This window comes from Dyadobacter soli, assembly GCF_900101885.1.
GTDB lineage: Bacteria > Bacteroidota > Bacteroidia > Cytophagales > Spirosomataceae > Dyadobacter > Dyadobacter soli.
Genome location: NZ_FNAN01000011.1, coordinates 234,288 through 246,191, shown reverse-complemented (window position 1 = coordinate 246,191; position 11,904 = coordinate 234,288). Strand labels below are relative to the sequence as shown.

Here is an 11,904-nt window from a genome sequence, read left to right as displayed (position 1 = left end):
TAAGTCCTACAAGCCGGACTATTTGTCGGGGAGTACAGCTCCTTTTTCGATCCATTCTTTCACTTTAGCTACAAATTCCGCGTGGGACAGTGGTGGTCTCGTTCCGTAGGTAAAGCTGTGACGGACAAGGCGGTCAGTTTCCACGTGCTCGATAAACCGCTCCATTGTTGCGAAACCTGTGAAGCTGGAATCTTTAAAGCTGGCAGCCAGTGTCCGGGGGGACTTTCCTTCAAACACCATTTTCCTGTGTGCTGGAGGCAAATGCCACGTCGGATGGCTCGGAGGCATGTGTTCTCCTTCGAGCTCACCGGTTTGCGGCTGATGGCAGTTAGCGCATTTATTCGCATACAGGCCTTTGCCGTCCGGTCCCCGGGTTACGCCTTGCGGATGTAAATGACTGTCATCGCCCTGAAACGGCGTATCGCCTTTCGGATGGCAGTTCATACATCGTGGATGCATAAATACCCTGTAAGCTTCCAGGAAGGCTTTCTTTGATTCATTGGCTCTCCGGTCGGCAGCATCGGACGGAACCTGGCGGGTAGGAAGTGCTTTATCGTGAGACGATACATCTGTAAGTGCGTCCTTCGGCGACCTGCCTGCCTCGACCACATAGAATACGAATGTGATTGCCGTAATGACGATCACTTTCCCTGGCCGCCGCGTGAATATCTTCTTCATAAGCCTTTTTATTAATTGAAACAGGTCTTGAAATGAGAAAGGCGCTTGCATACCTGACGTCGCCAGTTATACGTAACAGCAAATCCTGGCCTCCGGCGTGGTGGTGGTTTGCGGATCAGGCATTTGAATAATCCCTAAATTACCCCATAAAGACAGGGCAATTCAATGTACTTTCGATTTGATTTGATGTCAATTTCAATGATGTTTGCCCGGCGGCAGCCGGACTGTTGCCATTATGAAGAAGAGGTTGAGTTTCCCGCTAATTCGATCGCTCTGGCGTGCATAGCTCACATCAAGCACAACTCTTTTGCATAGCGTAAGGAGACATCCTGCTCCAATCCGGTTTCTCGAAAAGTCACCTCTGTTAAATGAGTAGCTAAACTCGTCTACTAAATAGGGTGAGAATTGCGACGCATTACCAAACGACAACATCAATCGCACACGGTTTCGGTAAAAGTGCATGTCGTCGGCATTGGTAATAAACCTGTTCCATACGAGCCCCCTATTTTCGATCAGCATTTTTCCTACGGGAATCCTAGCGGTAAATCCATTCATTAAAGTCCACTCCTCTACTTCACGGTTGGTAACATCGATGTACATGAAGCCTATGTTTACGTCGAAATTGGGCTTGGGCCTGATGATAAAATTTCCATAACCGAGCATCAGCTTTTGTAAGGGGTTCCAGCCTAATTGTGCAAAACCATATTGTTTTTCCGAAATCTGGTAATTGACTGCCGGCATTAACCAAAAGGCGTAAGGATCGGCCCCCTGTGCTTTTACCCGTGGCATAACGGCTATCGCCATGCAGAGGCTCACCAATAAGTGTAGGTTGCGCACATGGTTTGTTCGGTTTTTTCCTACGGCTGGAATGTCTGCTAACATGCGGAATTACATTTCAAGACCGGTTTTGGCAAAGTCAAAATACGTATAGCATACATGAACTATATCTCCATTGTTGTGGCAAAGACTTTGCGACTGAATGCCTGGCGGCAAATCTTCGAGCCTCACCGGATCTGCCGAGCTAAGCAGGTCGGCGGTCAACAGTGCATAGGAATGGCTGGCAACTTCATTCTTCAATAGTACATGCGCGTCGACTACGGCTTTTCCATACAGTTTTTTGAAACCTTTGAGATCGTACTCGGCAACTGGGCCGTAATGCGCAATCAGTTTTAAGGACAGATCATAGGTCACACCCAGCGCCCTGTTGATATGGCCTAGCCGCACGTTGAATGCATTGAGCATTCTTTTATATTGTTCCAGCAATTCAAACGCTGAGGGCGGAGGACCATATTTATAAAAAAATATCGCATCACCCTCTATTTCCGATATGCTGAATAATAAGTTGTTCTGATCAATAATGGCCGAAAGCAACTCGTAGGTGATGCGGCGACCGGTTGCAAAATCCGTATTGTGCACAAAACGGGTAAAGCCACTAATATCCGGAATGAAAATCGTCCCCATCTCAGGAACGATTTCGCTCAGAGACAATTTGAAAAGGGGGGTATTTTCGGAATCGGTCATAAGGGTAAGTCGTTTTTATCCGGCGCTGCCAGCGGTTGCGATGGCGAAATCTTCTTCAAGGCTGCCGCCTGACACACCTATGTACGCCACAATTTGCCCCTGACGGTATACTGTCATTCCTCCCGGAAATGCTACGAGGCCACCGTTGGTGTTCACCATGCCAAATGTCCTCTTTTCAGGATCGAGAAACTTTCCGACACCTTCCGAATTCATTCTGAAAAGCATGGATGTCCGCGCCTTGCCGATCGCAATGTCGATAGAGCCAAGATAGGCTTCTTCCATGCGGTAAAACAGTTTCAAATGCCCCCCGGTGTCGATCACTGCAATGTTTACGGGTACTTTTATTTCGTGGGCCTTACGTGCAGCGTGATGTGCGATTTCAAGAGCCAGTTCTGCTGTAATTTCCATTTGTTAGTTGGGATAAAAATCGTCCAAAGTTATTTCTCTCGCAAGAATCACTTCCCGGTTAACGAGCCTTGGAACAATTTCCTGAACTACGAACTGCTGGAAATGTTCGGAATTGCGATGGCTTGTCAGCGCCGTTTCATCGGCATAGCCTTCCAGTAGCACGATTAGGTTGGGATCGGCATTGCTTTGAAGTACATTGTAAAAGAGGTTACTCTCTTCTTCTTTACTTTTGATGGCAAGTTGGGAAAGCAGGCTCAGCACTGTTTTCAGTTCTCCAGGTTTTACTTCCCATTTGGCAATTGTGGTGATAGCACTCATAAGATTTAGAGTTTGAAATTATCATGAATGGTAGTTCCAGAATGCTGATTGACGAAACCGGAACATCTTCCCCCGGCTGACAGAAGAAGATGTTCTTAAATATTTCAGGCTTCCAAAATCCCTATGACTTTTTCGGCGACCCCGCTGGCGGACGCAGGATTTTGTCCCGTAACCAGCCTGCCGTCCTGAATGCTGTACGCTTGCCACGGGTCTACGCGGCTATATTTTGCCCCCCGTGATTTCAATGCGGTTTCCAATTCAAAAGGAACATCCTCCTTCGCATAATTTTCCTCCTCGGCAATGCTGAACCCGGTAACGCTTTTGCCGTCCACCAGATAAGACCCGTCTTTGAGCTTCACGTTGATCAATGCAACCGGGCCATGGCAAACCGCGCTCACTACGCCGCCTTTGTCGTACATAGATGAAAGGATCTTCTGAACGGTCTGATTTTCAGGCATATCTACGACAGGAGCGAGCCCACCCGGAACGAAAACGGCGTCGTACCCATCCACAGTAACACTCTCAATGCTTTGTGTGTTTTTAAATTTTTGTGCCCCGTCATCATTCAGAAAGGCAATGTTGGTCGGATCGTCCAGCTCCACCATATCGATGGGTGCCTCTCCGCCCTTCACACTGTAGATGTCGATGTCATATCCCTGTTTTTTAAACGCTTCGTAAGGGTGGGCTACTTCCGTAAGCAAATTTCCTGTGCGGCGGTGCTTGGGTCCGATGACATCTGCACTGGATACAACAAATAGAATTTTCTTTTTCATAGTTGAAACGGGTCTATAATGTGAATGATAAGTGATTACTGCGAAACGATAGCGTGCATACGCACGTTGGAAAGCTGGTTTTATTTCAGCTGCTCAGGCACTCTCCATGATCCTTTTCCGATAGTCGGTAAAATTGCAGCCGCAACCGATCTTGAAGAATTTGCTGAAATGGGCGGCGTCGTTAAAGCCCAACTGGTAGGCGACCGTCTTCATGCTGATTCCGTGGACGTTGGCCATCCTTTGCGCTTGCACCAACAGGCGTTTGCGAATATTTGCTCCGGCCGACATTCCGGTCTCCTGCTTGATAATCTGGTTGAGATGATTCGGGCTGACGGCCAACTCGTCGGCATACTCGCTCACCTTTTTGTTGACGGAGTATTGCTGTTCGAGCAGATCAAAGAACCTGCGGGCAAGCACCGAAATGTCCGTTCTCAAAGATGATCTCAGTGTGACCGAGGGGCGTCTGAATAAATAAATGAGCATGATTTTCAGATAACCCGAGAGAACTTCGTCCTGCTTACCGCCCGCGTTTATCAGTTCCCGCCGCATGAGTTGGACAATGCGTATGACAGCGGATGTAGTCCAGTTGTCTATTTCAAAAACTCGTGACGCACTGTTTACAATATTGGGGTAAGGTAAATCCGATCCAACAGGCATTATACCAGCCGAAAGACGTAATACCAAACCATCCAGGATAGCTTCCGAAGACCTGATTTCAAAGGTCTGTCCCCGCGTCAGGAACACGATCGTTCCGGCTTCAGCTTTATAGGTCTCTAGATCATGCATGATGTACAATCGCCCTTTCCTGACCCAGATTATTTCTACGACCTGATCCTTTCTAATCGCTGGCCGATTGGAAAAATATGCTTCATTGAGCGCATAGATTTCAAGATGTTCACTTTTACAACTGGCTGTTTGTGACTGCCGAAAAGCAGTATTTGGGTAAACCGCATAGCTTATCATACAATATTCAATTGGGTGCAGATTAACTATTACAAAATCCTTGCCAATTGATAATACATTGTATTTCAGATACTTAATTAAAAAAATAGGTTCGCTATAACATCGGTATTTCGCTATTTATTGCAAAGTGGCGAAATGTCGTTCCCGTTCGATCGCAGAGTACAAACCAGTTTTACTATTCTATATCCCAAGTTTTTTCATGCGCGATTTCAGCGTAGAACCGTTAATGGCGAGCAATTCCGCTGCACCTCCGGGACCGTAGATTTTCCAGTTACATTGCCGGAGCGCAGCCAGAATATGGTCCCTTTCACTTTCGGTCATCGTTTTAACTCTCAGGCCCTTGCTTGTTTCTCCTGTAACGGAGGGGCCGGGCACCTGAACTTCGCCGATCTGGTTGCCGTGGCATAGCAGAATGGCGCGGATAATGAGATTTTCCAGCTCCCGGACGTTTCCCGGCCAGTCGTAATGAGTTAAGGTTTGTCGTACTTCGTCAGAAAATCCGGTAATGTTCTTGCCGAATTTTGCGGCGTTCATTTCCAGAAAATAAACTGCCAGTGGCATGATGTCCGATTTCCGGTCCCGGAGGGCTGGTAAGTTTATAGGGAAAATGTTGAGGCGGTAATAGAGATCCATCCTGAACCTTCCGTTCGCCATTTCTTCTTCCAGATTACGGTTGGTCGCGGCCAGTATCCTGATATTGACCTTCTTCCGCTTGCCGCCAATCGGCTCGATTTCCATTTCCTGCAAAACTCTTAGAAATTTCACCTGGAGATCGAGCGGCAGTTCCCCAATTTCGTCCAGGAATACCGTACCGCCGTCGGCTTGCTCAAACTTACCGATCCTCTTTTCCGTGGCGCCTGTGAAGCTTCCCTTTTCGTGCCCAAACAGCTCCGACTCGACCAAATGCGGGGGCATGGCCGCACAATCCACTACTATCAGTTTACCCGAACGCCTTTCGGAAAGTTCATGTATGAACTTGGCAATAAGCTCTTTGCCAGTTCCGCTTTCGCCCAGGAGTAGCACCGGCACATTGGTGTCCGCCACCGTTTCGACGTTCTTCAATAAGGCCTGGATAGCGCCGCTTTCTCCGACGATTTTTTTAAGCTCCCTGTCGCGGACAGGATTATTAGAGGTCTTTTTGGGCTTGGCCTCATTATCCTTTACCATCACTTTTTGCGAGTGGTGATACCACGCGATGTCGAGCATTGCCAGCACATCGCGCTCACGGAAAGGTTTTATCAGAAAGCCGTAAGGTCCTGTCATTTTAGCTGCGGTGAATACACTTTTGTCCGAGTTGGCCGATAAGTATACGAAGGCGATTCCGCGCGCTTTGAGAATATGTGCCAGGTCTATCCCGGTCCGCTCACCTTTCAAAAAGATGTCAAGAAGTACCAGGTCTGGTACCTGCCTATCGATGATTGCCAGTGCGTCGTCTACGGACCTGGCAATGGGCAGGACATGGTAATCAGCCTTTAAAAGAATGATTTTTAGGTTGTTGGCTTCGATAAACTGGTCCTCGACGATTAATAGTGTATCCTCCATGGATTTCTGTCGTTGCTAGTGTTGGTACTAAGGCCGCATCTCCCGTTTCCTGATATCAAGCCGCTTCATTTTGGAGTTGAGAGTACTGGGTGGAATCCCGAGCAATATTGCGGCGCCGTTATGGCCATTAACCCGCCCATGGCACATTTTAAGTATCCTCACAATATGCTCGCGTTCGTTTTCATCGATCGTTTTAATTTTCTTTTCAAGATACATACTTTCATCGTTCCTATCCGAATTAGCTACTGGAATGTCAAAGGTCTTCAATGTATCTCCCTTGGTAAGCAATACGCTTCGCTCGATTGTATGCTCCAACTCGCGGATATTTCCTGGCCAATTGTACCGCTGCAATTCTCGTAAAGTACTTGTATTCATAGATCTTATTTCTTTTCCGACCTTCGCCGCGTACTTGGAGATGAAATGACTTGCGAGAAGCGGAATGTCGGAGATCCGGTCGCGAAGGGGCGGAATGCGGATCGGAAAAATGTTGATCCGGTAATACAAATCACTCCGGAATTTCCCTGAGGCAACTTCTTTTTCCAGATTCCTGTTCGTGGCAGCGATCACTCGAACGTCGACCTTGATAACCGCCTTTCCACCCACTCTTTCTATTTCTTTTTCCTGAATTGCCCGCAGAAGTTTTCCCTGCAAATCCAGCGGCAGCTCGCCGATCTCGTCAAGAAACAATGTGCCATGGTTTGCCAGCTCAAATTTGCCCAGCCTGCGTTCTGATGCGCCGGTGAAACTTCCCTTCTCATGGCCGAAAAGTTCAGATTCGATCAGAGTAGCCGGTAATGCTGCGCAATTCACCTTGACCATTAGCTTCGATTTTCTAGGCGAATTATTGTGTACCGATCTTGCAACGAGCTCCTTCCCCGTGCCGGTTTCGCCAAGGATCAGGACCGTGCTGTCGGTATATGCAACCTGCTCAACAAGTTTATGGATAGTCTTAATGCCCTGGCTACTGCCGATCATATCCGAATTATTGGCGGATGTTTTCAATTCTTCTTGCAAATAGATTTTTTCGTCTTCCAACCGCTCCTTCAATTTACTGATTTCTGCCAGTTGCGCTGAAATTTTGTCCGTTGCAAGCATATTGGATGCGACGATTGCGAGCTGAGAACAAATGCTCAGATACAATTCCTCCCGCTCTTTAACCAATTGTATCCGGTGGCTCGAAAATGTGAGCAAACCGATCACCTCTTCACCTATACGCAGCACGCTTCCACCCATGGCCCTGATGTCGGAAGTTTCGATTACCTCTGCAAAATAAGGGTGTTCCGAATAGGCCTTTTCGAGATCGCAGGCATCAAAATAGCTAACCCCGGTTCCGGCGAGAATAACATTGTAGATCCCATCGTGATTCCTGAACTCGGTAGTGCGCGCCTTAAATGCCGGGTGACTGGCAAAAATTGATTCATCATCAAAAAGAACAGGAAATCTGAACGAATGGTCTTCGGAAAGCGACCAAAGTAGAAAGTCATCAATTTCAAAAAGATCGTGCAGGTGATCTTTAACCGTTCTAGCCAAATTAGCCTTGTTTCTAATGGAGGCAATGCTATTGCTGAATTGAATCAAACGATTCTTTTCCAGTTCACGACGTTCATATTCCAGACTTGTGAAAACGTTCTGAGTCGCGGAAGTAATCATTTTAGCAACGTCCTTTACCATTTGCATTGCGTTTGGTGATAATGGACGATTGTGGTCAAAAGCAAGGAGCCAAACGCCCGGAGCATCTTTTGCATCGGAAAATCTAACCATAGCAACCTTTACGATGCCGGCGTCAGAGACTGCTTTCATATAACCGGGCAGAGGGCTGGTTTTTGCAAGTTCCTCAATGTTGTAAATGACCGGACCTTCGCCCGGCAGCATCCTATCCACAAATCCGTCATCGATTTTGTTCCTGGCCATGGCATCCCCGTTAACAAAATGCATTTCAGATACCAGCTTATCAGCAGGATGATTGTCGTTCAGCGTAACGAACATCGTATTCCTGAATCCGATAAACTTAATGGTATACCTGTCGATTATTTCGAGCAATTTCTCAAAACTCCGGACCGACGCGATGGCATTTCCCAACAAAGCCAAAGCTTCTAGTTGAGCCATCCGCTCATGTAGCCGCTCCTGAAATAGATTATCGCTTAACAAAACCTTCTCGCGCGCAAGAACGTCGATAAGTACCAGATTTATACTCACAGATATTAACATGAGCATCTTAATATCGTAGTCGCCCAAAGACGATGCGTCCGTGAATAACAGGAATAGGTTGCCAATAAAATCATTTCCCTGCCGCATTGGAAATACAACTATCGCCGAACCTACTGGCGGTATCGAAGAGAGATACTTACCGAAACGCCACGTTTGCAATCCGTCTCGGATACGAAATTCGGCGAAGTCCTCATTACCTTCCGTCAGTAACACCTCGTCCGTAGACAGGCTTTTGAGGAGAACATGTTGTAAAAAGAATGGACTTTCCCGGAATGGATTGGGCATCTGGATCAAATTGTATAGCATATTATCATGACAGTCCAATGAAAAAATAGCCCCCTCACAGTAAGATAGTGCAGCCTTCAACGACGTATTAAATATATCGGCCAGATGAGTTATCTGCTTGACAGACAAAAGATCTGCTGATATCTTTTTTAGAATGTCTTCGCTCTCTTTCATTTCAGTTCATGGTGAGGTAAGTGGGTTTCAATTGAGGCAGATTTTGAAAAACGATTTGCCAAACGACATAGCAATCACAAATCCCTTGCCATTAAATAACTGTTTAATAATCAGAATATTAAACAACTTTCAAAGTAGGCGATTGTCATGAAATGTCGTGATTTCCAAATGGATATCGCGATATTTCATGACTTTGGATAGCTCAGTTTCCAAAGATCCATGAATGCACTTGACAGTGGGTGGACATTAGCAATGGATGTCCTTCTATTGGGCCCGGGTGCTTCCAACGGTCCAGACAACAATAATTTCCGGCTCCATCAGGCGAGAATTGGAGGAAACTATCCTGCATTTTCGAGCCAGGATTCCTTTGCTCGAATTTATATCTCTCACCCATTAAGGATTTGCCTAGACCGAATACTTCTATGCCACCGAGTGAAATGCAATTGTGTCGACCAACGATAATTCTAAAATCCTCAGGGAAAGAAAGGCCGAATCTCAGATTCAAACCAAAATAGGAACTGCACTCGTCATATTTGTCCCCCTTACAGACGACCGTTTAAATGTGGTCGCTTGCAGCAAGGCATAAGTTACATTTTAAGGTGTACACTCTCACCTAATATGAAATAAAACATGCCTAGAAGCGACCAATGGCAAGCTTTCTACAGGACATTGAATTTTCACTTTAACGACCGGATTTTTAGACCTGGCTAGGTGATTACATAATTTTCCTACACCTATGTATCTCTCTAAGCTAAAAAAGCGGTAACGCCGCGGCGATACCGGTTTATCAGCATCCAGGGAAGTGCTGGTTACACAAGTAAGAAAGAACCAGACGATGAATCAAAGCTTATATCCTCCGCTGGCTTCGATCACCTGCCCGGTCACCCATCGCCCTTCATCACCTGCCAGAAAAGCGACTACCGCCGAAATTTCCGAAGTTTCGCCAAATCGGCCTAGTGCGGTATCGCCTTCAATTGTCTTCACCATGTCGGCATTCTCACGCACGGCCGCATTCCTATCTGTACGTATCCAGCCAGGCGCTACGGCATTCACTGTAATGCCGCGCTGGCCAAGTGTAATGGCGAGGGAATGAGTCAGGTTGTTGGTCGCCGCTTTGGCAGCAGAATAAATCGGCGCTACTGCCATCGGCCGCGTCGCGGCACCTGAGGAAATGTTGATGATGCGGCCACCGTCAGAGACGCGGTTCAATGCAGACTGGACGACAAAAAATGGCGCGCGTGCGTGAACGGCAAACATAGTATCCCAGGTTTCGGGCGTAGCGTCGGAAAGGCCGCCCCAACCGGAGTTCCCGGCATTGTTTACCAAGATGTGCAATGCATTACTTCCCGTCCGCTTGCTGAATTCACTGTCGAGCTGCTCGAAAAGAGCCGGGATAGCCGCAGCATCGGTCAAATCCGCACAGATTGCGAAGGCACGGCCACCTGCTTTCTCGATTTCACTTACAACCTGCTCTGCTGCACCTTTACTTGCATTATAGGTAATGGCGACTAATGCGCCGTCGGCTGCGAGCCGTTTGGCAATGGCCGCGCCAATGCCCCGTGATCCGCCGGTTACCAATGCGGTCTTTTTCGATAACGGCTGAGCGGCCAGGCCTACATTCGTTGCTTCAATTTCTGTTGACATGATTTATTGATTTAATGTTTTGACAAATTTCCGCAAATGCGTGGCCGCGGGCTTTGCCATTTTACCGTATTGCTTTGCCAGAAAAATTTTAGCCCGGAGCAGGAAGAAGCGAAGTCGTCCGGTCCGGGCTAAGTTTTAGGGCACTCTTTTGCTTACTACTTTAAATGGTACTGGATAAAACCGCCATCGACAGCGATGTCTGCGCCGTTGATGTAGGCTGCCCCATCGGAAGCGAGGAACAGCACGGTGCCTGCAATTTCCTCGGCAGTTCCGACCCGTTGAAGCGCAGTTGTGGAAGCCAGGTATGCTACTGCTTCTGGTGGCGCAACGCTATCCAGACCAGGCGTTTGTATCGGGCCTGGACTAACAATATTGGACACGTACTTTCTTTTCAGCCAGTTCATTTAGCGCAATGTGTGCGATCTTGTTCAAAGCCCCTTTGGTTGCTGAATAAACCCCGGTGCCTACCGCTGCGCCTGTTGCTACCCCCGAAGATGTAAATATCACCGAAGATCCGTCAGCCAGATGTGGCATCAGCTTTTGAAGGGTAAAGAAATGACCTTTGACATTGGTGTTGAATTGCGCATCAAAGTCCGCTTCGGTAACAGTTGCAATCGGGGCGAACGTGGCTGTTCCGGCATTCAGAAAAAAGCACATCCAGCTTTTTCCCGCTTTCTTCAATAACCTTTACTAATGCGGAAATCCCATCCAGGTTTGAAGTATCGGACACGACAGTTGTCAAATTGCCGCTGTTAATCTCGTCGGCCGCCTTATCGAGATTTGCCGCACTTCTGCCGGTTATCCATACACTTGCTCCTGCGTTAATAAACGCTTTTGCCGTAGCGAGGCCAATGCCCTGGCTGCCTCCGGTTATGACTACATTTTTGTTTGTGAAATCCATTTTCTTGTTTGTTAAAATATTACTTCCACAAACTTAGTGCGGGTTGGTATATTTTAGTAACTTCATGGTCAAAAGTAACAGTATATATCCGGTAACCAAGTAACTGATGACAGAAGAACCTTGCCACAAAAGAGACATCCGGGCGATCCACGACGCCATGTACGTCCTGAATGGAAAATGGAAAATATCCATCATTTCATCTATGTGCTATTACAGCGAAAGAAGATTTTCAGAGATACTGAATGATCTCGACGGGATCTCCAACAAGCAGTTAAGCAAGGAGTTAAAGGAATTAGAGCAGAATAAGCTCGTGAAGCGCACAGTGCTGGATACCCAGCCTGTTTCAGTAAAATATAACCTGACCGAATATGGTTGGTCCTTGCAGAACATCATTTATGACCTCTCAGATTGGGGCGCAAAGCACAGAGAGGTAATTATGAGTGAATGAAACCAACAAAGCCTTCAAGATCGACGACCTTGAAGGCTTTG

General features: G+C 47.2%; 14 protein-coding genes. 1 reads left to right on the top strand and 13 read right to left on the bottom strand.

Annotated elements, in window-relative coordinates:
• Positions 1 to 18 precede the first annotated feature (18 nt).
• The 13 genes from BLQ88_RS19615 to BLQ88_RS37370 all read right to left on the bottom strand — a co-directional run bounded on the left by BLQ88_RS19615 (position 19) and on the right by BLQ88_RS37370 (position 11,415).
• Positions 19 to 678 (bottom strand): hypothetical protein, encoded by a 660-nt coding sequence (locus BLQ88_RS19615; RefSeq protein ID WP_090153844.1) that lies wholly within the window; start codon positions 676 to 678, stop codon positions 19 to 21.
• Positions 679 to 873: 195 nt separating this feature from the next.
• A complete protein-coding gene (locus tag BLQ88_RS19610; RefSeq protein ID WP_090153606.1) occupies positions 874 to 1,560 on the bottom strand; it encodes a DUF2490 domain-containing protein in 687 nt (228 codons plus the stop codon).
• Between the two features lie 6 nt (positions 1,561 to 1,566).
• Positions 1,567 to 2,199, bottom strand: a complete 633-nt coding sequence (locus BLQ88_RS19605; RefSeq protein ID WP_090153604.1) for a DUF2652 domain-containing protein — start codon at positions 2,197 to 2,199, stop codon at positions 1,567 to 1,569.
• A 15-nt stretch (positions 2,200 to 2,214) separates the two neighbouring features.
• On the bottom strand, positions 2,215 to 2,607 hold the full coding sequence (locus BLQ88_RS19600) for a GlcG/HbpS family heme-binding protein (protein ID WP_090153602.1): 393 nt from the start codon (positions 2,605 to 2,607) through the stop codon (positions 2,215 to 2,217).
• Between the two features lie 3 nt (positions 2,608 to 2,610).
• Positions 2,611 to 2,925 carry a putative quinol monooxygenase gene (locus BLQ88_RS19595; protein ID WP_090153600.1) on the bottom strand — a complete coding sequence of 105 codons (315 nt, stop codon included), beginning with the start codon at positions 2,923 to 2,925 and terminating at the stop codon, positions 2,611 to 2,613.
• 104 nt (positions 2,926 to 3,029) lie between these two features.
• Positions 3,030 to 3,698 (bottom strand): type 1 glutamine amidotransferase domain-containing protein, encoded by a 669-nt coding sequence (locus BLQ88_RS19590; protein ID WP_090153598.1) that lies wholly within the window; start codon positions 3,696 to 3,698, stop codon positions 3,030 to 3,032.
• A 93-nt stretch (positions 3,699 to 3,791) separates the two neighbouring features.
• A complete protein-coding gene (locus BLQ88_RS19585; protein ID WP_229212761.1) occupies positions 3,792 to 4,484 on the bottom strand; it encodes a helix-turn-helix domain-containing protein in 693 nt (230 codons plus the stop codon).
• Between the two features lie 357 nt (positions 4,485 to 4,841).
• Entirely contained in the window at positions 4,842 to 6,203 is a 1,362-nt protein-coding gene (locus tag BLQ88_RS19580; RefSeq protein WP_090153595.1) for a sigma-54-dependent transcriptional regulator, read from the bottom strand.
• A gap of 27 nt (positions 6,204 to 6,230) precedes the next feature.
• Entirely contained in the window at positions 6,231 to 8,870 is a 2,640-nt protein-coding gene (locus tag BLQ88_RS19575; protein WP_090153593.1) for a sigma 54-interacting transcriptional regulator, read from the bottom strand.
• A gap of 840 nt (positions 8,871 to 9,710) precedes the next feature.
• On the bottom strand, positions 9,711 to 10,514 hold the full coding sequence (locus tag BLQ88_RS19570; RefSeq protein ID WP_090153591.1) for an SDR family NAD(P)-dependent oxidoreductase: 804 nt from the start codon (positions 10,512 to 10,514) through the stop codon (positions 9,711 to 9,713).
• Positions 10,515 to 10,669: 155 nt separating this feature from the next.
• Positions 10,670 to 10,918 (bottom strand): SDR family oxidoreductase, encoded by a 249-nt coding sequence (locus BLQ88_RS37230; RefSeq protein WP_229212770.1) that lies wholly within the window; start codon positions 10,916 to 10,918, stop codon positions 10,670 to 10,672.
• Positions 10,878 to 11,171 carry an SDR family NAD(P)-dependent oxidoreductase gene (locus BLQ88_RS37375; RefSeq protein WP_262485712.1) on the bottom strand — a complete coding sequence of 98 codons (294 nt, stop codon included), beginning with the start codon at positions 11,169 to 11,171 and terminating at the stop codon, positions 10,878 to 10,880. The genes BLQ88_RS37230 and BLQ88_RS37375 overlap by 41 nt, the downstream gene beginning before the upstream one ends.
• Complete coding sequence (locus BLQ88_RS37370) at positions 11,101 to 11,415, bottom strand: SDR family oxidoreductase (RefSeq protein WP_262485705.1); 315 nt, start codon at positions 11,413 to 11,415, stop codon at positions 11,101 to 11,103. The genes BLQ88_RS37375 and BLQ88_RS37370 overlap by 71 nt, the downstream gene beginning before the upstream one ends.
• 106 nt (positions 11,416 to 11,521) lie before the next feature.
• Here BLQ88_RS37370 and BLQ88_RS19560 point away from each other — a divergent pair, with 106 nt between their 5' ends.
• Positions 11,522 to 11,863, top strand: coding sequence for a winged helix-turn-helix transcriptional regulator (locus tag BLQ88_RS19560; protein WP_090153590.1), 342 nt, complete (start codon positions 11,522 to 11,524; stop codon positions 11,861 to 11,863).
• The last annotated feature ends 41 nt before the right edge of the window (positions 11,864 to 11,904 follow it).